Consider the following 22618-nt stretch of genomic DNA (forward strand, 5'->3'; position numbering starts at 1 on the left):
CCCCTTTCATAAGACTTGGGAGCGGGGCACCTCGCGTCGCTTCGCGCAAGAGTGTCCCGAGGGCAATCCGGGCAAATACAAACAAGGAGAAACACAATGGCACTCTACGAAAACGAACAGAAACTGAAGGGCTTCGTCGGCAAGGACGCCGAGAGCTTCGCAACCAAAAACCAGACCACCTTCGTCGTCTTCTCGCTGGCCACCAAGTCCGGCTACAAGAAGGGCGACCAGTGGGTGAACAAGACCGAGTGGCACCGCATCGTCGCCTTCGGCAAGCCCGCCGAGGACGCGAAGCCCCTGAAGAAGGGCGACTACGTCGAGGTCGTAGGCGAGACACAGACCAACCAGTACGACAAAGAGATTGGTGACGGCAAGAAGAAGACCAAAGTCACCTTCCGCGAGAAGGAGGTACGCGCCAGCATCGTCAAGAAGCTGGCGAAACCCGAGAGCTCACGCGACGAGAACCTCGACGCCGAGCCGGTCACGGAGGACGACGCGGCTTAGGCCGCGTTGTCCTCCCTCGGGAGGTGCAACCATGACTGGATTATTTCAGAACACCGTCACGCTGCGAGGATTCCTCGCAGCGGACGCCACGGTTCCGCCTTCGGACGGAATCACCGAGGAGGCTTTCGCAGTTTTGCTCCTGGCAACGATGTCCGGAACCTGGGACGTCGCCACCAACGAGTGGACTCCACGGATCACCACACACCGGATCGTCTGTCCCGGCCCGTGGTTCTGCGGTTTCACCCGCGGTATGAAACGTGGCGACTATCTCGATGTCGAAGCAGAACTACGAGCGCAGGAGCATATCCGAATCGCAGTTGTTGCTGGAGAGCGTTTTCCTGTGAAGCACGACTCGTATGAGATTCAAGCGACACGGATACAGCGGTTGGAACGTCCCCTGCTAGTCGTCGATACGGGCGAGGACGGCTAACGCCGTCCGCCCTCATTTCGCGGAGAGGCTAAAGCCTCTCCGCTTTTGTTCTGACAAGGCCGCTCTGTTATCGCGGCAGAAAGGAACCCGATGTTCGCCAACGCTGTCTTCGTCGCCACGCTGATCTTTCTCGCGCTCGGATTCTGGCTCACTGGTGAGCTGCGCTTCCTCACTCCCTGGCGAAGCTTCATTCTTCATCACGATCTCCAGAGCATCGCGCTTTACTGCGCTCTGCTCTTCGCCAACATCCTCGGCATCACCATCTGGATCGAGCGCAAGTTCTTCCTCCGAGATGCCGGTCGCAAGCTCCGGCATCTCGATCAGGAAATTCAGACCGGACAGAGTGAACTCTCCGAAGAGATTCTTTCCCGCTTTGGCGAGTCGGAGGAGGAACAGTAAACCATGGCGAGTGAAGACCAATATATGGAACGTACTCCTGATCTCGTCGCGAAGATCCGTGCGATGCGCGAGGCCGCCGACAAGCTGATGAACCGCTTCACCCGCGTGGCCGACTACGACGTTCGTCGTGTCGTCGGCCAACTTCCCAAGGCGCCGCCGGTTTCTGACGAAACCGTCTTGCCTTCTCCCCCGCCGAGCCGCCAGAAGAAGTCATCCACGAAGTCGGCGAATACCCAGACAGCGATCGACTTCACGCCTGCTCCTGCGGAGCGCGGCGATGACGGGGAGGCCGCATGAGAATCGATATTCCCCAGGAACCGCCGCGTCGTCGCGATGGCGACGAACGCGTTGCCCCGCAGCCCGGTGAACGGTCCAACTCCCGCAAGGTCCCTGACAACCCGATCCTCCATCGCCTGAAGTCTCTGGAGGTGAAGGATGCGGACTCTCGCCACACCCGTCCGCGGGCGAAACGCCCGCGTGAAGTAGGTGCGCGAGACGTTCCGCGCGAACGGCGCCGTCCTGAGCCCTCCGCCGATCCTCGGCGTCCGGCACGGACGTCCAGCGACATCGTCGGGCTGGAATTGCGTCCAGAAGAGAAGCAGCTCCTGAGCGAGGCTGGGCGCTTTCGCGTCGTCCGCGTCGCGGACCTCCGCGAGACGCTTTACAACGGAAAGTCGCGTCCTCTTGAGAATGACCTTCGGTATCTCCGAGACAAAGGTCTCGTCGAAACCTCTCAGGTCAATCTGCGCCGCGACGGGAGCCGGCGCACGATTGAACGCGTCGAAGTTGTCACCTTGACCCAGGACGGTCGCCGCTTGCTTCTCAAGCAGGGCGACCTGCCGAAAGACCAGAGGCTCTATGCCGGCCTGGTGAAACCGCGCGAGGTCGAGCACGACTCCCATATCTACCGCGCTTATCAGAAAGAGGCAGAGAAGATCGGGGAGAAGGGCGGCACGAATCTTCGAGTGAAGCTCGACTTCGAGATCAAGTCACAGGTACAGAAGGCGATCTATGCCGAACGCAAAGCCGATCCCTCGCGCGACATGGCCGAGATCAAGCGCGAGGTTGCCGAACGCCTGGAGCTGCCCTTCGTTGATGGAAAGATTCAGATCCCTGACGCGCGGATCGAATACGACCTTCCCCGCGACGTGGAACAGACCGTAGATGCGGACGACCGATCGCGCACCGGCCATGAGGACATCGAAGTCCTCACCGCCGCCTACCATGCCGGCCATCTCCGATCGAAAGGCCAGGCTGGCTTCCGGAACTACGCCTCTGCCGCAGACCGGGCCACTATCACCTCAAAGATCGAGGACGAACACTATCCCCTGGGAGACATTCTGGAGCTATGACCATGGACTACGATCCGATCTCATCTCTCGAAGCCATCGGCTACCTGGAACGGGAGGCTTCATTTCTGTATCTTGTTGCCGTTCACTCCGGCTACTTCCTGCGCCGTCAGTACAACCGCTTCGCCGGTCGTGATGGTGGTACGGCGCTAGATCGGATGCTCCGCAAGGCGGATCGGCATAACCATATCCAGGTCATCGAGTGCGGTCGGGGCTGGCACATTTACCACCTGAAATCAAAGACTCTCTATGCCGCCATCGAACGGCCACACTCCCAGAACCGACGCATAAAAGGTGACGCTCATATCAAGTCGCGCCTCATGGTGCTTGACTTCGTCCTCGCACACCTGAGCGCGAACATGCTCGTCGAAGAAGTCAACAAGGTTGACTTCTTCACCACGCAGTGTGGCGTCCGTTCGGAGCTGCTGCCCCGCAGCCACGCCGGACGCCTGATGTATTTCTCGGATGGGTTCCCCATTCTTGTCTCGAATGCTGGCGTTCCACGCTTCGCATTCTTTGACGAAGGCCAGGCGACGGCATCACGCTTCGAGCGTTACCTCAAACAGTACCAACCACTGTTTGCGGCGCTCGGCGAGTTCGAGTTGATCTTCGTTGCCGACACCGAGAGTAATTCAGCGCGGGCAAAGGCGACCTTCAATCGCTTCCTGCCCGCCGACCGCCTGCGCGGTGTCACTCCCATGACACCGATCGGCGTCGATCACTTCCTCGAATTCCTGGCTATCCGCCAGCAATCCGAGGTCGGGGGGCGAGGTGTTCTGTCGAGCGATCTCAAAACTCTGCGCGAAGGTGAGTCCCTTTACACCTCGCTGGAACATCAGGCCCTCTACTCTGCGTGGAAGGCAGGGAGCACAACAGTGGAGAAGATCCGCCAACGATTTCTTCAGACTTCCATGCGTGTGACCTTCTCCACTATTGTCCTCCCCTATCGCTATCCATTAGATCCGACACAGCCGGAGCCTCACTCTGACGAGGATGACGATACCCATCACCATACCCGCCACGATACCCCTTCTAAGGAAGATAAGTGACTTTAATGCATCGAGTTACGCGGATAGATGGGGTCAGGGAGGGGTGTATGCCGGGGGTGGGAGCGACCCCGCCCTCCGGGCTGCCGCGTCGGCTGACGCCGCGCTGGTCGCTCCCACCCCCGGCCTGCCGTTGACCAAAGTCGATACCAGATCGAGTCCAGAGTCGGTACTCCATCCGGTCCAGACACGGTACCTGAGTTGGCCAAAGTGAGTACCTAAACCTGACCAAAGTCGGTACCGAGTTAGTCCCAGTGTTGTACATCACAAGGTCGCATCTGCGGCCAGAGAGGAACCACCGATGAGTAAGTTCAAGATCGAGCATGGTGCCAGTAAGGTTCGGCTCGTGCTCCTGAAGACCAACATCGAGGACAGCATCTCGAATGACATCGACCTGATGTGCGAGTGGTCCGATAACGAACGCAAGTACATCATCAATGAGCTTTTGCGCTTCGCTCTGACACAGGAAGAGGACTTCCTCAAGTACAAGGCCAGCCGGTCTCCGAGTCCCGCGCGTCCTTCCACCGAGACTAAGGCCGCTACCTCACCGGTCAAGCCTACGACTGAGCCGGTCCGTAAACCTGACTCGATTCCAGCCAACAGCACAACTCACGCGTAAAAGGAGACGCCGCCAACATGCGTCTGAGAGCCCCGCTTCAACAGCTTGTTCGTCCCCTGGTCGAGTACCGCATCCTTCTGTCGCTCGGACTCAGCGCGACCTGCGGGATCATCCTCAATAGCCTGTACCCCATCAATCAGGCAGACCCTTTGCTGCGGTTGGTCTCGCTCGAAGGGCCATCCATCTATCTCGGTCTGGTACGAAGCTACGATCTATTCCTCTACAGCACGCCGTTCCTGATTTTCTCCATGCTGTTCTCTCTGGTGTATGTCCACATCTACAGGAAGGAACTGGAACAGGGTGTGGGTTCTCTGCCTCCGTATCCCGATCCGCGTACCAGAGACGAGCTGCAACTGGTCATCGGAGAGGTACACCGCCAACTCGTTCCACGGCCCAGTCCGACTCCGCGATGGCTCGCCATCCCCGAACGAGGTCTCTACACCGGTATTGCGTCGTTCGGCTCTATCGGCTCCGGCAAGACGTTGGGATTGATCCTCCCGGCTATGCGCCAGTTGTTTGCCTACCGCGCCGACGATCCGGAGCAGAAGCTCTCCGGCATCGTCCTTGAGGTGAAGGGGGATCTTTGCAGACAGGCACAGCGCATTCTGAAGTCGTGCGGACGAGAGAACGATTATGACGACATCTCGCTCGACGGCGATCTTCGCTATAACCCACTGAACAACTCCCTCGACGCCTACGCGCAGGCGTTCAATATCGCCTCCATCATTACCTCAATATGGGGCAAAGGGAAGGAGCCTTTCTGGCAGCAGTCTTATACAGACCTCGTCCGGTACGTGATCCTGCTCCATCGCATTCGGGACGGATACCTGACGATGGTCGACATCTTCCGTACTGTCATCAGCGCAGGGCGCCTCGAAGAACTCATGATCGAAGTGGGAACGCGCTTCAGCGCAACGAGCTATATAGGCATCCACAAGGATGCGTACCGGGAACATGAGGGTCTGTTGTCCCCCCTGGGATTCGAGTGGCGCGAAGACGAGGGACTTTATCTGGTCGCATGGACCGAGACCCTGGAACAACTGCTGGTACAGCATACGTCTGCAGAATTTGCTGTGTATACGCGGAGACCGTCCCAGGCAGAGCAGCGTGACCAGTTCGACAGCGTCCAGTATTGGTACTGGGAACACTGGAAGCTCTTTCGCTCCGAGGTCAAGACCTCGATCGTGCAGGGTATCGTGGTCTTTCTGTCTCTCTTCGAGACCGATGCGAAGGTCCGTCGCGTGTTCTGTCCGCCAAAAGAGCTGTACGAGGGTAAGCCCTGTCCCTCTGATCCGACAGGACGCGTGCTGCCGCCGTTCGACGAACTGATCGAGACCGGAAGAGTCGTTGGCCTCAACTTCCCCGTTGCCCTTAATCCTGCGCTCGCCAAGACCATCGGAACCATGATGAAGATCGACTATCAGCGAGCTGTCCAACTGCGAATCCCGGTCATGGATGCTCACCCGGAAAGACACTTCCGAGCGACTGTATTCATCTGTGACGAGTATCAAAACTTCGCCACGGTAGGTGGTGACAACCCGACAGGGGATGAACGATTTTTGTCGATATCCCGGCAGCCAAAGTGCATCCCGATCGTCGCCACCCAGAGCGTCTCCAGCCTCAACGATGCATTACCCAATGAGGGCGTCAAGACGCTGCTGCAGGCATTCAGGACAAAAGTTTTCCTGACCACAAGCGATCCAGAGACAGCCAGATACGCGTCTGAGTTGTGCGGTAAGGCAGACCGGACACGGATTAGCTACACCGTCTCAGAGTCCAGTACGAATGCCAATGTCGGCCTGCTGAGCGGACGCACCTCGTCCAGTAAAGGTTCCGTCTCCGCCTCCAAGCAGTACCAGAAACATAAGGAGCCGCTCTTCGAGGAAAAAGTCTTCTTCGACCTCAACAATATGCAGTCTGTGGTGGTCGCGTTCGATGGCATCACCCCTCTGCCACCGACCTACTGCTATCTCAAGCCCGACTTCCTGCCTGCGACGATGAGTTGGTTCGAGCAGGAACGGATCGGCTTCGATCCAAAGAAGGTTCCGGCATGAAGGCGGTGGAAATGACGGGCAGTGGAAAGCACGGAAAACGATACAGCCATTTTCCACCCTTCCCACTGCCCTTGGAAATCGCGTTTCGATTTCCACATTCCCACCGCCACGACCACGACGATTACATTTTTTCAAACACTTAGAACCTGAGGGGTACCAGAGATGAGCTTTGACATCATCATTCCGTTTCTCAAACCGATCGAACATCTGCTGTCCAGCCAGACCATCTCCGAGATCATGGTGAATCCCGACGGCTCCGTCTGGATGGAGGAGAAGGGCCGCATCGTGTTTCAGCCGGACATCCAATTTGAGGATGGCGCACTCCTGACGAGCCTCGAAGTAATCGCCAACCGCTTCGGCAAGAAACTCGATGCCGATTCGCCAATCCTGAATCTGAGATTGCCGGACGGGAGCCGTATGGCTGCGCTCATCCCACCAGTGGTCAATCCTCAGCCCATGATAACGATCCGAAAGTTCACCTCCCGTGGGTTCACGATGGACGACCTGATCGAGCGCAGGATGCTCACAGCCGATCAGGGGGAACAGCTTTCAGACGCGATACGCCGCGGCGACAACCTCCTGATCTCTGGTGGAACAGGGGCGGGAAAGACCACGTTGACCAATGTCATCGCGGGATTCATCCCTGACAATGATCGAATCCTGATCCTCGAAGACGTAGCAGAACTCTATATAAAGAAGCAGCACGTCATCTCAGCCGAGGCCCAACTCGATACGCATAAGAGTCAGATCGGGTTTAGTGATTTATTGAAAGCTGCGCTTCGGCACAGGCCCGACCGCATCATCGTCGGTGAGATTCGCGGCCCAGAGGCGCGCGTCTTTCTCGACGCGCTCAATACCGGCCATCGCGGCTCGCTCTCGACCATCCACGCCAACAGCGCGGGAGATGCTCTGCGACGCTTGGCGCAGCTTGCCATGCGCGGCTCGGGTGGCGTCCCTTTGAGTGAGGTCATGGAGGAATGCAGGTGTTCCATAGACCTAGTCACGCACGTCGCAAATCAAGATGGCTGGCGGCACGTAACGGAAATTCGCACAGCCAATGAAACACTTATCGCATCGGGAACGAAGTCATTTCGACTGAGTCAGCCGCATTCCGACGGTTCGTAGGTGGCCGCTTATTGGCAAAATCATCGAGAACATGACACTATCTGCTCCACGACCAATTCGCCTCCAAAGAATCACCAAACGTACGTCTGAAGGACTTCCTTCGTTCGAACTTCCCGCCGGCGCTTGCTGGACTATTGAGGACATTAACGGCCAACCAGCCTGCATTCGCCGAAGTCGCGGTCTTCAGTATTGTGCTGGACGCCAATAGGATTAGTGCTCAGATCCGTTGGAGACTTCGAGAAAATCGGCTTACAAAGACAGCCTCCAAGTACCAAGGGTAGTAAGTTCAGCGATCTAAATTCGATCCAGATAAAGGAGGACCCTCTGGAAAACACCATCACTTGGGTACACGCGCTAGCTGAAGTGGCCAATCTGAGATTCGGCCTGAAACATGTGAAAGCTACCCCGAGGTTTCGTCTCGACTGGAGTAGTGGTTATCTACCTACTGGTGCGCCATGCAAGAACAGCCGTCTTCGCAGCGCTGCCATTGAAGTTATTTGTTCCTAAAACAACTTCAAAGTGCGGCACAGATCGGTCGCTACCCCGGATCTGTTTTAAAAATGGCAGCAACTGGGAATCATCTGAAACGAAATCCCATGCGCTGTCTGTTCCTGCCATGGATGTTCCTTCAACGATAAGTACATTGCCGTTTCCACTTAAGTTGGGCAGATAGGCGACAACCCCGAAGACACGGCGCTGAGCGTCTGTGTATCGGGAATCCCATTGGTGTGGTTCACTGCCGGTAGGTGAGCGGTTAACTACAGACATCACCCGATGATCGCGGTCGTGAGAGAAAACGAAGTTCATATTGCGCTCGAAGAGCTCAACCCACGGGTTAGCCTCGGGGGCTCCGATCAGTATGACATTGCCTCGCTTAAGATCGTTGGTAGTCAATTCCCGAGCATAACGCAGCTCCAGCTTGCCCCTTCCGGAAAGTGCAATCTGGTCGAGATCGTGAACGATCTCAAGATCGACAATGGTGGTATACCGACGACCGCCAAAATCGTCCGCTTCGGCCCGAATAGCAGCGGACGATGTGGTGTTCGCCATTCCATGGTCGGAGCTGAGGTAATCTGCCAATCCCATGTTCCGATTGATGATCCCCTGCCGCATCACCGATCCGCTGTCCCCCGGAACCGCTAATGTGGCACGTCCCGGAGTGAAGATTTCACTCCAAAGAGGATGGGCCTGGGGACGACCGTGCAGGGACAGAGTCAGAATACCCGCATGGCTAAGAAGAACAGTGATGAGCGCCAGGGCAAGGCAAATCGAGGCAGACCATATATAGATAGGAAATCTTGAAGGCGTGACCGGGGCTTCGAGCGGGAGCGTCAGCGGAGGCGTTTCGATCGGCTGAGGCAAAGCTCCGGGAGCGGGTTCGAATAGGGGGACATAACTTCCTCGAGGAATGACTATGCGAATGGGTTCGTCTGCGCCCTCCCCATTGAAATAAAGATCGAGCTTTTGACGCAGGCGGCTCGCCTGAGTTCGAACGATCCCATCAACTGTTGAGTCGTAGTGTGGGGACCGTCCAAAGACGGTGGTGCCTATGCTGTGCTCGTTAATCTCGTGCGCTCGACCACTCAGAGCCAGTTCACAGATCGAAGAGAGGAAGCCAGAGAGTCGTTCGGTTTTTAAGAATATTGAGGAGCCGATGACACGTGCTACCAAAGCGCGTCGGCTATCGGCTATCGCATCATCGGGCGCAACAGTTTCCTCAACGCTGGTGGAGGCCATATGTTACCTCTTTCCCCGATAGCACCCAGTAAATCAGAGGTTTATAAATGGCGCGTAAACACGATTGAAACGTTCTGTTCATGTATCGGGGCAATGTTAAGGCTTCGTAACGCGCTCATAGCGCTGGGCTTATGCGAAGTATCCCTGCTGTCTCCGTGAATTATCTGCGTGGAGCTGCTGTCCGGTTGCTAGTCCTATGGCATCGGCGAGGATTTGCTGCCTGCGTTCACCCTCGCGACACAGATACATCAGAAGTGATTTCCAAGGAGCCTACGCAATGAGATTAGAGCCATATCTGGCTACGCAAGAAAAGAAGCAGAGCGTCATTCGATGGCGACTCTGGCTGTATGGCATCGCTACAGTGGTGCTGATTTTGTCCGGATCCCCACATGCAGCATGGGGCCAATTCGATTCCGCAACCGTGCTCGGAACGATTAAGGACCCGAGCGCAGCAACCATATCCTCAGCGACCGTCCAGCTATCGAGCATCTCCAAAGGTGTGACGGTGACTCGTCAGACCGATTCAAACGGCAACTATGAATTCGATAACGTGCAGCCGGGCGAGTTTACCGTTACAGTAACGGCCCCCGGATTTCAGACCTCGACCACCAGCCCATTCGTCGTCAACATCGGAGCTAGACAGCGAGTTGAGCTGACGTTGAAGCTTGGCACGAATACGGAAAATGTCACCGTTTCGGGCGCAGCGAGCTTACTTGAAACCGACTCCAGCGACCGCGGAGAAACTGTCCAATCGCGTGAGATCGTAAACCTTCCGCTCAATGGCCGCGCCTACGCCGATCTGGCAACCCTCGTGCCCGGCGTTCGTAAATCGCTGCTCGAGGTCTTGTCCAATCCCAGCCGGGATGCCTCCTACAACGTAAACGGGTTGAACTCGATGGCAAACAACTTCCAGCTGGATGGTATCGACAACAACGCGTATCAGACAGCAAACCAAGGGTTTTCAAACGAGGCCGTGATTCCGTCTCCCGACGCGGTACAGGAATTCAAGGTTCAGACGGACAACTATAGCGCTGAATTCGGTCGGGCCGGCGGAGCGATCATCAACGCCACCATCCGGAGCGGCACGAATCAGTATCACGGTGTCCTATACGAGTATCTTCGGAACACCGACCTCAATGCGTACGGGCCTTTTCTTGGGAACGGCGTGAAGCCAACGTTGGTTCAAAACCAATTCGGCGCCACGATTGGTGGTCCCATCAAGCGCGACAAGCTGTTCTTCTTCGCGGACTTTGAAGGACTCCGCAACGTCAACCGCACTATTCAGACCGCCGTGGTTCCGACCGCTGCGCAAGCTCAGGGTATCTTCACCGACGCCAATGGCAATCCCATCGCGCTGGTGAATCCAATCACTGGCGCACAGTATGCGAATGGACGAATTCCTGCCGGTGACCAGAGCCCGTTTGCTTCGAAAGTTCTCAGCATCATGCAGGGGGACGCCACACCCAATGCAACCGTGGCGCCCGGCGGAAATAACTACGTCTCAACGCCAGCGAATAGAACCACCACGAATAAGGGTGACGCCCGAGCCGACGCCTACATCAGTCCGCGGCAGACCGCATTCGCTCGTTACAGTCAGAGCTCGTGGGAGGTCCTTATGGCTCCCAATATTCCAGGCCTCGCAGGCGGAAACACCGTTGGCACGCTCTACGCTTACACGCGGCAGATTGCGGGTGGCTACAATTTCACCCCGACACCGAGATCGGTCCTTGAGCTTCGTCTTGGCTTGACATGGACGAACAGCGGCAAAACACCGCTGAACATCGGCGCGGACAATCTGCTGGCCGACTTCAACATCCCGAACGTGCCGACCGACCCATCGCTCACCGGCGGCCTTGACACTCAAGTCGTCACCGGTTTCTCTCAGTTCGGGCGACAGTCTTCCAATCCACAGTTCACCAATCCTTTCTTAGCGAACCCCAAAGTCAACTACAGCGTGCAGAAGGGACGCCACAGTATCAAGGTTGGCTTCGAATACGGCTTTCTCAACCAAGCGATCTCGGACTTCCATCCACAGTATGGCGAGAGCTTCTATGCCAGCCAATTCAGCCGAGGAGCTGCGGCATCTGCCACCGATGCTGCGCATATCCAGGCGTATAACCTGGCCGACTTCCTGACCGGCGCACGTAACAGTTACCAACTCAATAATCTGGCGACTGTCGAGATGGAACGCCGCATGTATATGGGCTACGTTCAGGACGACTTCAAGCTCAGCGATAAACTCACATTCAATCTGGGCTTGCGGTATGAGCTCGTCACTCCCTATTGGGAGCAAAACAACCACCTTGCGAACTTCGATCCAACGAGCAACTCGTTGGTCCAGGCGTCTTCAGGTGACCGCAGCCTCATCAACACCGACAAGAAAGATCTCGCTCCCCGCTTCGGCTTTGCTTATCAGGTAGACCCAAAGACGGTAATTCGTGGAGGATACGGAATCGGCTTTATGCACTTCTTCCGTGTTGGTGGTGAGAGCCTATTGGCTTATAACGGCCCCTACATCGTCGACGCCACGATTAACCAGACTCCTCCTTCCGTGACGGGTGGGCAACAACTCTGCACATCGCTTACACAGAACCCCAGCAACTGCTTCCGCACGACGCAGATGGGTTACCAGACGAACTTCGCGTCGGCGCAGAACTTCTCGACACTGTCCGCTCAGACTCGCTACATTCCTCGCGACTTTGAGGCTGGCTACGTTCAGGCATTCCATCTGACCGTTCAACGCGAAGTCATGAAGAACACAACTCTAGAAGTGTCATATGTTGGCAGTCATGGGGTGCATATTCCCGTCCTCACCGACTTCAATCAGGCTGCCACCGAGCCGGTAGCCTGCAACACTGATAGCACGAAATGCACTTCGCAGCAGGCAAGGCGTCCGATCGGTAACTTCACGAACATTCTCGCGACGTTACCGACCGGATTTCTGAACTTCAATTCGCTGCAGGCGAAACTCGAGCGGAGATACAGCAACGGAATCTACCTCATCAATTCGTTCACATGGTCGAGGGCGTTCAACAATGCATCCGCGGACTTGGAGACGAACGGTGGAGACTCCGCAAACGTAAACTTCTACAACCCGGCTGGGGACAGGGGGCCGTCAGGCTATGACCAGCCTCTAAACGACACACTTTCGATCACCGCGGACCTGCCATTCGGCAGGGGGCGCATGTTCGGCCAGAACGCGCCGGCGTGGCAGCAGGCAACTCTTGGAGGATGGCAGGTCTCAGCTATCAACGTCGTGAGCAGCGGACTGCCGATCAACCTGACCTACGCTCCGCAAGGACAGTATGTGGTGTCGAGCACCAGTTCGGCCTATGCGATTCGTCCAAATCTTGTTAGCACACCTGGTGCCGTATATGCGCCGAAGTCGGCCCGAGTGAAGACCAACAGCGGGCTCACGAAGACGCTCAACGCAAGTCAGGTGACTGTTCCTACCCCGAGTCAGTTCTTCGGCAATGCCGGTCGAAATGCCCTCCGTGGTCCGGCATTCGCGCAGCTCGACCTCGCGCTCCACAAGTCAGTGCCACTTTGGTCTGACGCAAGCAAGCTGGAGTTTCGCGTAGAAGCCTTCAACGTACTCAACTCGACCAACTTCCAGGAACCAGACAGTGCCATCACCGACGGGGCCAACTTCGGAACGTATACCGCAGCTAACGCCTATCCATCCCGTCAGGTACAGGTAGCCCTCCGTCTGGCTTTCTAACAGGATTGCGGACCTAACCAAACAAAATCAACCTAGGCGGCAACATCGTTCCGTGTTGCCGCCATACCTCCGGAGACTCATGAATCGTCTTTTCATTCTCGCTCTTTGCATGCTGGCCTGGCCTCTTGCCGCAAGCGCAGAAAGCACCGTCCTTGTTACCTTGAAGCTCGTTAAGACAACCACCGCGCCGGCAGATCTTCCGGTAGCCATAGACTTTCCTTCAACGTGCAAAGCCTGCCAGCTTGTCGAGGATCCTGCATATGCGCGCCAGAACACCCGCGAAGTGATCCTCGCCATGCGTGTGCCCGTGTCTACTCCGATCCCGTTGCGCGTGAGAACGGACGCAAGCGCGTTTAGGCGTGTGACCCTCGAGACTGTCGATCTCTCCTTCGAACGCTCCTCAGGCGGCTTACGCTTTATAGTGCCATCGCAAATCGCCGATCGCGTGAACTCTGGAGAATTTCAAACTCATCTTTACTGGCAAGGAGTTGAGCTGCGCCTCGAACACGGTGATCCAGCGCGTAGAGCAGGTGATTACACCGAGGGCGTCTTTCCCGATGTTCAGCGACGCGCTGCAAGCAATCTTGAGTTCGGTCTGCTGGAGGCCATTCGGAGACTGGGACTGGATCACTACGTCGATGATCAGAATCTGGGCCGCCTTTTCCTGATGGGCTTCGACACCAACTACCCGCACGGACATCATGACTCTCCGCCGCACTTTCATCTGGCGTTGTGGCTACCCAACTATCGTGGGGGAGCCAGCCTGATTCCTCACTTCTATTTGACGCCTCAAGGGTTGATCGCAAACTCCATCGTGATGCCGTATGACTGGCCGATCAAGAGCGCAGAGTACAAGGCCGGCGAATCGTTCTCTGTGACGGATATGCTGGTCCGCCCAGTCTACTCACTTACGATCACGCCGGAGGGCTGGCTAAACATAGCCCGCTTTGATGGGGCGCAATGTTCCTTGCAGCCTCTCGCAACGGGTTTTGACAGCGGTGTAAAAGTCGCCTGTCCTAACTTCTCTCCGTTTTCCATTCAGGTCGATGATGACATCAGTTCCGGACAGATCCGCGAGTCGATCGATGGGGAAAAGTCAAAAATTTTCTACTACGATCCCGACACCGGAGCTCTGCTGCAGCCGTGACCTATTTGCTGAATTGCTTGGGAATAAGGGACGCTTAGACACCTACAAAATTCCTTGGGTTATCGAGAGCAGACTGTTTTGTGCCGGACGCATCGATGGCCGCTGATCTCTTCGGTCTACTTGACGCTGTAAAAAATTGCCTAGTAACTAAATTGCATTAACTTGCAAATCAGTAAGGAAGGTATATCTCATCATGAGTGCTAATTTTCTTTTGACAGCAACTGCGATTGCCTTTGGCGGAGTCTTGCTTTACGCACAGACCTCGACCTTGGCGCAGGCGTCTGCGGTATCGCAACCGAACTCCCAAACTCATTCGACCGACATCTCACCATCTAAGGCCGCAAAAATAGAGGAAATGCTTCCAGCCACGGGCACTAAGCCCCAACTGCTGCAAATTCTTGGGGAGAGGCGGGAAGGCCTCAAGCGGTATGCCGATCGGAAGACCGTCGTCCCAGGCATCGCACACGCGAAGGTCGTCGCGACCTCGGTCAAGGAGAAACAGCTCACAGACGACTACCTAGCCAAGATCAATGGAATCGCCGATACCGAGCTGACCTGGGATGAGATCAAGCCAACTCGTTCCCAAGAGCGTGGACTGCGACAGCATCTTTCTTGATGCCATCGATCATCTCCCAGCAGCCAGTTTAACTCTTCAACTTTTGCATTTTGCACGTCAGACCAGGAGAACTCTCCCCATCATGCGCCTTAATTCTTTTTCGATCGCCACAATGCTGGTCTGTAGCAGCCTGTCGCTTAACGCACAGGACACTCGACCGGTTTCCGCAGCGACGGCTCCTTTGCAGACCGAGTCGCGTCCGTCCGCCATTTCTCCCGAAAAATCCGCAAAGATCGACGAGATGCTTACGGTCACGGGAACTAAGTCTGAATTGTCAGAAGTTCTCTCTCAGGGAAAGACAGCTCTGAAAATGTTCGCTAGCAGAAAGGTGGTTGTGCCTGGAGAGTCGCTTGAAAAAAACAAGGGGATCTCTCCGGAAGAAAAAAAGCTCAGCGAGGATTATCGTGCCGAGATAAACAAAATTGCGGACACTGAGTTTGGCATCGAAAACCTGGAAGCAGCTATGGTTCGCTATTGCGCGGATAACTTTAGCGACGAGAACATAGACGGCATCATCGCTTTCTATAAGTCGCCTGCAGGCAAGGCAATGCTGGAAAAGGGGCCTGCTCTCAACCATGTCGCTTACGATTTCATGGAGAAGCTCAAAACTCGGCTTGGAAGCGAAACGGATCAAATTACAACAGCTTACATCGAAAAGCGCAATGTGATTCACCCACCTTTGATCGCGGAGCCGGCCGTAACGCCCAAGACGGCGAAGCCAGATACTCGCACGTCGACTAACAGAGAGCCGGAGACCGGAGCCGATGGCGACGGTCCAGAGTAATCGAGAATTCGAAGCAATACTTTACGCGTAGCTGCCGCAAATGATCGAGGCGAATTCGGTCGCCGCACCGGCAGATTGAGACTGCTCGGCAGCTATTTCTTGTAGATGAGATTGATTTGACTCAGTACGCGTCAGCGTCGCATCTCGCGAATCATCAGAGACGGCGGCTTCTCCACGACGATCTGCCTCGGTCAATCCTGACGACCGATGTCTGGATGGAGGGCGTGCTGAATGTATTCTCCGTCGGCGTCTGTCTCGACTTGTTCTGGGGCAGGCAAATAAAACAAGAATTCCACTGATCAAAGGAAAAGGATCTCTATGCCCAATAACAGTTGGTTTAAGACGCTCTTCTTTGTGCTCGCGCTAAGCGGGAGCATCATCATGCACGCGCAAAGTTCTGGCACTTCGTCAAACACTGGCACCTCCGGCGTCTCACTAGGACCCGGCTATGACACAGACCACATTCTGTCTGCGATGTATAACAGACATTCCGATCTTGTGATTGTTGCAGCTCACAGAGGCCTTCATTCGATTCTGGATGACAATGGCAACGCGTGTTGTGTAACTACGCTTCCTAACTCGAGTATCAAACTCGACTTCAGCAAAACTCCCGAAAACTCTCTTCAAAGTATCTATAACGCCGCACTCATGGGAATTGAGGCAATCGAACTCGATGTCCGGCTTACGCAGGACGGCGTGCCGATTCTCACCCACGATTCCACATGGGGGCGTGAGACGAATGTCGGAAACGCTGATGGAAAATGCTGCTTCGATCCCTGGGGTCCCGGTCCCGGTCTTTCGGTACCAGATGGAGATCCAGGTGAGTTGGGCGGTGGCGTCAGCAACGTAGGAGGGCAGGAGGCGGCGGGTTTGAATCCCAATGTCAGTGGGTGGAGCAATGCTTCAGTGCAGGATACATTAAAGCTGAGAACTTCCACCAACTTCGCCTGGTCAACTTGGAACGAGGCACCGCCGACCTTGCAAGCGGCGATTGACTATATCGGGCACAACAATATTCAGGCTGTGTTTACGCTGGATGTCAAAGACGGAACTTCTCTCCAGGCGGTGTGGAAGCTAATTGCACAAACCGGGTTTTACAGGGTAGCTATCCTTAAGTACGATGCTGCATATACCTACATGTGGCCCGCTACGCTTCAAAGTGACTTTAATAAATTGATGTACGTTACAAAGAACTCATCTGACCCGGATTCCAACTACGTAAAGGTCATGCCGGTATATCAGACCAGCGGAATAGCTCCAGGTCGCTTCGGAAGCGAGCCTCGGGAGCTCGCTTCGATGCAAGCTTACAACGCATTTCCGTTCACTGCAGGCATGGAGGTGGACCTCAAACAAAATCCGGGCATTCTTACATCGCTCTACAACTGGGGGGATTCGGGAACGCCTAGGGCGCTCGCTAACTTCAACCCTTATAAGGAATGGGTGGCATCCGGCGCCGATCAGACGAACTACGTGAATTATCAGTTTTTCAACAGTAACGGATATTGCTGCTCTTTCCTTAGCCAGTATTTCTACAACGGAGCGCCTAACGGCCAGCCCTCCGACACCGCGGATCAACGGCCTGATTGGAGTTTCATCTTGGCTAACAGAAATGGATTCAATTTCATAACTACCGATAATCCGCTGGCTATGGGGTCGTATCTGTGGCAAAGAGGGCAACGTAATACGAGCTACTTTTTCTAAGCGAGCAGTAGAAACCTCAGCCACCCATAATTCGTTCTGGGCCCTATCCTGAAAGCCGAATGGCCTCGGTCCGAACAAGATCTGGACACTGCTCCTTCTTCCAAGGGGTAGTGTCCAGAGGGATCAGTTCAGCGGCAGCGCAAGTATATGCCTCCCATTAGGTGCAACTTGCCCTCGGCTGGCGTTTCAAACTAATTCGACCCAGGAGGGAGCGGCAGCAGATATCCAACCGCGCCTTATGCTTCTTGCGCGTTGGACAGCACCTGGACTCCCCCCTTCAATCTTTGACGGTCAAACAGTTGTGCTTTCAGTTGCAACCATCGTCCCCCCGAACACCTCTGCACAAATAAGTGTCGCTCCAGCGACACCGAAGAAGACGGCAACGATCAACCGAGGGCAGAACAGATTTCCCCAGGAACACGACTCTCAAGTTCAACGCCGATGGCACGCGGCGCGCTTTCGCTGGTAATACCGTTCTCCGTCATCCGCCTGTCCAATGCGACATGCGGGACGCGATGGTTGCTCTACACGACGATCTTGCAAACGCCTCTTTTCAGCACAACCGTGAGTTTTTGTGCGCCATGATCTCTCCAACTTTTCCCTCAAGCATAGATCTCTCCTTTGGAGAGGGGGCACTGTAGGTAGGTCATCAAGCTGCGCATGGGTACATGATTGATGAATGCAAAGCCTCCACTGGACCGCACTTCGAAACGTTGGGGTCTCCTCCAAAGTAATCATCTTGATCGTTCGCTAAGTGACACGACGACTTTGACAAGTTTGTGCGCGATCACCACTGGCGGATCACGTCTATCGATTTTGTATTACAGGCTCCGAACGAAACAATCGGCGACTGGGAACTCTTACAGGAGCTGCCGTAAGTTCATTTGGCCGGCACTTCCCATCCCTGGTTGGTCAACCGCAACCCCGCTAGTTGACTTGTCTTCGAGACTCCACTGACTGTCGTCATAATATCCCCAAACAAGCGCTGGATATCCGGCCTTTCCGCCCAAGGTGCGAGGTCCACGATCTTGTAGGTGTAGGTAACCTCGGTCTGGGAATACGAGCCCATCGCCATCGGCTCCGTCCATTTGACGATCGAATCAACGGTCTTCTCTCCATAACAAAAGCTACCGGTTTTCCCAAAGATGCCCGGGATCTCTTGGAAATATTTCTTTCCCTCGTCGGTTACTTCATACCGTTTTACTAGCCGCTGCGCACTGGACCCCAGAATGCCGGGAGCGGCAACAACGATATCGAAAGAATGAACCAACCCAACCTGCTCCAGAGCTGTCATCTGAGCCTCGATCCCATACTGATCCTTCTGCGTAGCCCTGGAGACATCGACAGGAAACTCACGACCTATCGACGCGCAAGTTTTTCCATGTATTTCGAAATACCGGTTGATGGCCTTCCTGAAATTTCTGTCGGTTGGCTTTTTAACATTGTCGCAGGCGGTAAGGAAAACAACGCCTGCAAGAAAGATGAGAGGGAATCTGCGCATAAGACATCCTCCGGAGCAGTTGATCGATCAGAGCGAAATATCCCATCCAGTGGGGCACTTGGGCTTAGTTGATTTCGATTTTGAGAGCTAAGAGCCGAGAGAAAAGATCATCGACTAGATCTTTGAGGTCGCCGTATCTCTGATCACGTCGCATGAAAAGCACGGTCTCGATGCCAAGGTAGCGGTCGGTCAACGGCTTGAAGACGGTACCCGCATGCGTGATGTGGGCAGCGGAACGGGGTAGTAGAGCAATGCCAAATCCGTGTGCCGCAAATTCGAGAGCATGAGCCTCACTCTTCACTTCTTTGAAGAGGGGTTGCACTCCCAGATTGCCGATGTATTTCATAACCCGCCCATAGTAGCGAGGCTGCAACGATCGAGGCATCCAGAAGACCATCTCGCGATCAAGGTCGTGCGCAGTCACGCCTACCTTCTGGGCCAGCCGATGGTTCCGCGGCAGGCAGACCGAAAATCCCTCTCGGCCAACCCGCTGCACCCATAGATCTCGATCCGAGATTGGACCCACGCCCAGCGCGGCATGAAGCTTCCCTCGAAGAACACGATCCACCAACTCCAACGTGTTCGCGGTCTCAAGCACAATCCCGGAGGGCTCATCCCCAGGAGAATGACGTACCGGGCTCATACCATTCAGGAGCGGCAAGAACGCACTGTGGGTGTATGGGGAATAACCTATCCGGTAAGGGCCAATCTGGATCTGCGCCTGGAATCGAGCAAGATCCCAGGCGCGTTCGGCATGCATGAGGGAGAGAGACGACTCCTGAACAAAGAGTCTTCCTGCAGTGGTCAGTTGTACGTTCCGTGTCGATCTGTCGAACAGCTTAACTCCGATGCTTCTCTCAAGAGACGAGACCCTTCTGGTGAGCGACGGTGGTGTAATGCCTAGCTTCTTCGAGGCACGGATGAAATTGCCTTCCTGTGCGATGACGACGATCAGGATGTTCACTTCCAATGGATTCTTGCTCTGCATGGAAACCTGCCTTTGTTGGATTAAGCTTCAGCATTGCGTAATTCGAGGGATGCACTTAGTCCCGGCGATCATCCGCGCCTGATTCGCTTTATCGGGAGTCAGATCCTGATTGACATACTAAGAGCAGGCTCTTTCGATCTCCGGAGGCTGGCGACGGCTTTAGATCGCCTTGCTACATTTGCTTATTGGAAGAGGATTGATTTCAGGTCGAATTGGAATGTTCGTCAGGGGACGTATAGTCGAGCCTGGTTTTTCTGGGAAACCCTAATCGGGTCAGAACACGATTTACCATGCCGACGATCTCTATTTCCCCCCTGTATCGCCACCTCTGGTAAGACACCATGGACATAGCGGAAGGCACCAGCGTGAGCCATTCTTGTTTGAGGTCCAGTTCGCACCAGCCGCAATGGTAGCCATCGTGAGAGCGCAGAAAATAGATGGGGCGTTCAAAGATAGAGCGGAAGACTCTACCTGAGTCGATTTTATGAATCGATGAATCAATCTCAACGATTGCTCCCGGTTGCACGAATGGGATCAACGTGTTGTCACTCGCACCGAGTATGCCGTACAAATATTCCGTGTTGCGGGGTCGCTTTCTAGCCGGAGAAGAACCCTCAGTTTGGGCGAGGGGTGGTAAGAGTGTTGTCGTAGGGAAGTACGCTAACCAGCTTTCGGGTGGCAACAATGAAGCTCCCAGCCCAGCCAATCCTTTCAAGACGGCAGCCGGAATATCGGGAAGTTGATGATGCAGTGATCGGGTTGCCTTCGATTCGGGAATCAAATCATCGGTTAGCTCCTCGTGTGTGACACCGTAGACTTCTTTCAGCGATTCCAGCCACTTGTGTGCGATCGAATGGTTCTCCCGTTCGACCCTGCCGAGCCAACTCGCCGAAATCCTGCGGGACTTGTCACCGTACTTTTGTGCAATCGTCGTAGTGAGCTTTTCCACCTGTCGCAGTGAAAGCTTGCGTTGCCTACGGATGATCAATAGCTTACGACCCATCTCACTCATCGGATTGGCCTCCGCTTGATACTCGACCGCGTGAAGCTGGGAATTGCTCCTGTAGATGGGAGCAGGTCCTCTCTTCCCACCCGCTCATGCGGTCCCTGATGCCCTCGCGGCCGGATGGTCTCTATGGCACGGAACTTTTTGGCTGAATCGGGGAGTACGGCTGCGCCCCTGCGGTGTCGTCGTCAGCACCGTCAGGTTGCGACGCCACCAAAGATAGCAATCACCATTCCATCTGTAAGCTATTGATAATAAGAACGAAGGTCGCGTCTACTGCCACGAGTTCCTGTGGTTCCACAAAATTCTGTGGTCTTAGACTGCGCGTTGTTCCACTAGGAGGATATGAAGGCTTCCTATACCGACTGCGCCAATGGATGCCAAGGCGAATCGACCTAAGCTTGCGCCAGTAACTCTACGAAGGCGCGGAACCGTGCTTCGATCTCCGTCGCTGAAGTCGTCGGGTAGCCAAGCTCCTTCACCAGCACTTCAAGCTCCGGCGCCCACTCCGCGGGGATATGGACGTTCGGCGGAAACTCGTGGGTTGCGCGGTCGGCGAAGACCTGTTGAGCCGCCGCTCGTACTGCCGTCACATCCAGCTTGCCGAGCAAGTCGATCAACAGAATGTCGAGGACATCTCGAGCACGACCTGCTGCGTAAGGTCCGGTGCAGGCGTGCAGCTTTTGGGCGACTTGTTCGCTCAGATTGAGGCACCGAACAGGCGATGGGACGCGCAATCCCATCGCGTTCAGTCCCCGAATCGCCGGCACGACGAGTTCTACGGCACCTCTACCGGACGAACCAAGATCGACCTCGATAGTTTGCCATGCGCGGGTGCGATATCGGATGGCGAGTTGCAGTCGTACCGCGTCTACTTTGTCCATGTTCAATGGCTTCCCCTTCAGTAGAAAGGTGAAGTCGTCAAAGCCTAGCGCCACCGCAGCCTGAAACGCTCGCAGCCGTTTTGTCCGTTCAAGCGGCACACCGATGTCGATGTCTTTGGTGGCGCGTGCTCCCTCGGCAAACCTGAGCTCAAGGGCAACGCCGCCTTTGAGGTCGTAGCCGTCCAGAATCCCTTCGTTCACCGCGCGTTCCAATACGCCGCATAGCGCCAGAAAGGAGACCCATCGGCGGAGGCGTTCCTGCGCCAAACCCTGTTCTTTGGCGACTCGCGCCAGCGTCTTTTCGAGACGTTCAACTGGTCGCGGATTCATGTGCTGTCGCCTCGCTTCTGTCTGTGGGGCGTGGAAGAGATTGTGCTGCTTTGCCGATGATCTTCCGGAGCTCCGTGGCTTGGGGGCTGTTGAGCAAGCCATCGCGGAGCGCTTCTGTGACAGCCTGACGCGCGATCTCCGTTCGATGTGTTGTCGAGAGGACATCCATTATGGAGCGGCTTACTGTCGTGACTGGAATCCCCTCATGTTGACCGACCTCCTTCTCCGTAAGATCGGCCTGATGGACCGTGATCCATTCGGGACGTTCGCGACGGAGCCGTGCCGACTTCGGCACGGTGAGATGCACACGCGAAGGATTCAGGTCTGAGATGCCATAGATGAGCAGAGCCGTCTCATGGGACAGAGCGATGCGTTCGGGACCATGATGATTTGCCTGCGCCCATAGAACGGCTTCGCGATATTGTGCAAGCCGGTCTGTCGGATAATGGGCTATGCGGTAGACGCCTCGGCTCATTCGCTCCAGGCGGCCACGCTGTGCCAACCGAACCAGGACGGAGTCTCGAATTCCGAGTGCGCGAGCCTCTCTAGACGTGAGCAGGCCGTCATGCTCTTCGGCAAGTGCGTATAGCTCGTCCATGCGGGTGCGCGGCATATCTATATAGAGTGTGTGATACTGCGCCAGAAATGTCAATATGGTTCCATAATGGAATGATATT

The 22618-nt window shown here is 55.4% G+C and carries 20 protein-coding genes; 14 read left to right on the forward strand and 6 right to left on the reverse strand.

Annotation, left to right across the window (positions count from 1 at the left end):
* Positions 1–96: 96 nt before the first annotated feature.
* The 9 genes from XX99_RS23830 to XX99_RS23870 all read left to right on the forward strand — a co-directional run bounded on the left by XX99_RS23830 (position 97) and on the right by XX99_RS23870 (position 7526).
* Positions 97–504, forward strand: coding sequence for a single-stranded DNA-binding protein (locus XX99_RS23830; protein ID WP_050061925.1), 408 nt, complete (start codon positions 97–99; stop codon positions 502–504).
* 31 nt (positions 505–535) lie between these two features.
* Positions 536–934, forward strand: a complete 399-nt coding sequence (locus tag XX99_RS23835) for a hypothetical protein (protein WP_050061926.1) — start codon at positions 536–538, stop codon at positions 932–934.
* 90 nt (positions 935–1024) lie between these two features.
* Positions 1025–1333: a hypothetical protein gene (locus tag XX99_RS23840; protein WP_050061927.1), complete on the forward strand. Its 309-nt coding sequence runs from the start codon at positions 1025–1027 to the stop codon at positions 1331–1333.
* Positions 1334–1357: 24 nt separating this feature from the next.
* Positions 1358–1630 carry a hypothetical protein gene (locus XX99_RS23845; RefSeq protein ID WP_050061928.1) on the forward strand — a complete coding sequence of 91 codons (273 nt, stop codon included), beginning with the start codon at positions 1358–1360 and terminating at the stop codon, positions 1628–1630.
* A complete protein-coding gene (locus XX99_RS23850; RefSeq protein WP_050061929.1) occupies positions 1627–2685 on the forward strand; it encodes a hypothetical protein in 1059 nt (352 codons plus the stop codon). The genes XX99_RS23845 and XX99_RS23850 overlap by 4 nt, the downstream gene beginning before the upstream one ends.
* The gene (locus tag XX99_RS23855) at positions 2682–3731 is read left to right on the forward strand and encodes a hypothetical protein (protein ID WP_050061930.1); all 1050 of its coding nucleotides are present in this window, start codon (positions 2682–2684) and stop codon (positions 3729–3731) included. Before XX99_RS23850 ends, XX99_RS23855 begins: the two co-directional genes overlap by 4 nt.
* Positions 3732–4029: 298 nt before the next feature.
* Positions 4030–4347 carry a hypothetical protein gene (locus XX99_RS23860; RefSeq protein WP_050061931.1) on the forward strand — a complete coding sequence of 106 codons (318 nt, stop codon included), beginning with the start codon at positions 4030–4032 and terminating at the stop codon, positions 4345–4347.
* A 17-nt stretch (positions 4348–4364) separates the two neighbouring features.
* Positions 4365–6401 (forward strand): type IV secretory system conjugative DNA transfer family protein, encoded by a 2037-nt coding sequence (locus XX99_RS23865; protein WP_050061932.1) that lies wholly within the window; start codon positions 4365–4367, stop codon positions 6399–6401.
* Positions 6402–6563: 162 nt separating this feature from the next.
* Entirely contained in the window at positions 6564–7526 is a 963-nt protein-coding gene (locus XX99_RS23870; RefSeq protein WP_050061933.1) for a CpaF family protein, read from the forward strand.
* Between the two features lie 438 nt (positions 7527–7964).
* Here XX99_RS23870 and XX99_RS23875 read toward each other — a convergent pair whose 3' ends face one another.
* The gene (locus tag XX99_RS23875) at positions 7965–9263 is read right to left on the reverse strand and encodes a hypothetical protein (RefSeq protein ID WP_050061934.1); all 1299 of its coding nucleotides are present in this window, start codon (positions 9261–9263) and stop codon (positions 7965–7967) included.
* Between the two features lie 277 nt (positions 9264–9540).
* Here XX99_RS23875 and XX99_RS23880 point away from each other — a divergent pair, with 277 nt between their 5' ends.
* The 5 genes from XX99_RS23880 to XX99_RS23905 all read left to right on the forward strand — a co-directional run bounded on the left by XX99_RS23880 (position 9541) and on the right by XX99_RS23905 (position 17232).
* Complete coding sequence (locus XX99_RS23880; protein ID WP_050061935.1) at positions 9541–12984, forward strand: TonB-dependent receptor; 3444 nt, start codon at positions 9541–9543, stop codon at positions 12982–12984.
* A 79-nt stretch (positions 12985–13063) separates the two neighbouring features.
* Entirely contained in the window at positions 13064–14131 is a 1068-nt protein-coding gene (locus XX99_RS23885; protein WP_050061936.1) for a hypothetical protein, read from the forward strand.
* 193 nt (positions 14132–14324) lie between these two features.
* Positions 14325–14747, forward strand: a complete 423-nt coding sequence (locus tag XX99_RS23890; RefSeq protein ID WP_050061937.1) for a hypothetical protein — start codon at positions 14325–14327, stop codon at positions 14745–14747.
* Positions 14748–14829: 82 nt separating this feature from the next.
* Complete coding sequence (locus tag XX99_RS23895) at positions 14830–15531, forward strand: DUF2059 domain-containing protein (RefSeq protein ID WP_050061938.1); 702 nt, start codon at positions 14830–14832, stop codon at positions 15529–15531.
* 318 nt (positions 15532–15849) lie between these two features.
* Positions 15850–17232, forward strand: a complete 1383-nt coding sequence (locus tag XX99_RS23905; RefSeq protein WP_050061940.1) for a glycerophosphodiester phosphodiesterase family protein — start codon at positions 15850–15852, stop codon at positions 17230–17232.
* Between the two features lie 880 nt (positions 17233–18112).
* Here XX99_RS23905 and XX99_RS23910 read toward each other — a convergent pair.
* From XX99_RS23910 to XX99_RS23930, 5 genes are all read right to left on the reverse strand, one after another.
* Positions 18113–18733: a hypothetical protein gene (locus tag XX99_RS23910; protein WP_050061941.1), complete on the reverse strand. Its 621-nt coding sequence runs from the start codon at positions 18731–18733 to the stop codon at positions 18113–18115.
* 64 nt (positions 18734–18797) lie between these two features.
* Positions 18798–19721 (reverse strand): LysR family transcriptional regulator, encoded by a 924-nt coding sequence (locus tag XX99_RS23915; RefSeq protein WP_050061942.1) that lies wholly within the window; start codon positions 19719–19721, stop codon positions 18798–18800.
* Between the two features lie 202 nt (positions 19722–19923).
* Positions 19924–20733: a helix-turn-helix domain-containing protein gene (locus XX99_RS23920; protein WP_050061943.1), complete on the reverse strand. Its 810-nt coding sequence runs from the start codon at positions 20731–20733 to the stop codon at positions 19924–19926.
* 389 nt (positions 20734–21122) lie between these two features.
* Positions 21123–21941 carry a nucleotidyl transferase AbiEii/AbiGii toxin family protein gene (locus XX99_RS23925; protein ID WP_050061944.1) on the reverse strand — a complete coding sequence of 273 codons (819 nt, stop codon included), beginning with the start codon at positions 21939–21941 and terminating at the stop codon, positions 21123–21125.
* On the reverse strand, positions 21922–22593 hold the full coding sequence (locus tag XX99_RS23930) for a type IV toxin-antitoxin system AbiEi family antitoxin domain-containing protein (protein WP_050061945.1): 672 nt from the start codon (positions 22591–22593) through the stop codon (positions 21922–21924). Before XX99_RS23930 ends, XX99_RS23925 begins: the two co-directional genes overlap by 20 nt.
* Positions 22594–22618: the final 25 nt, after the last annotated feature.

Source organism: Silvibacterium bohemicum (assembly GCF_001006305.1).
GTDB lineage: Bacteria > Acidobacteriota > Terriglobia > Terriglobales > Acidobacteriaceae > Silvibacterium > Silvibacterium bohemicum.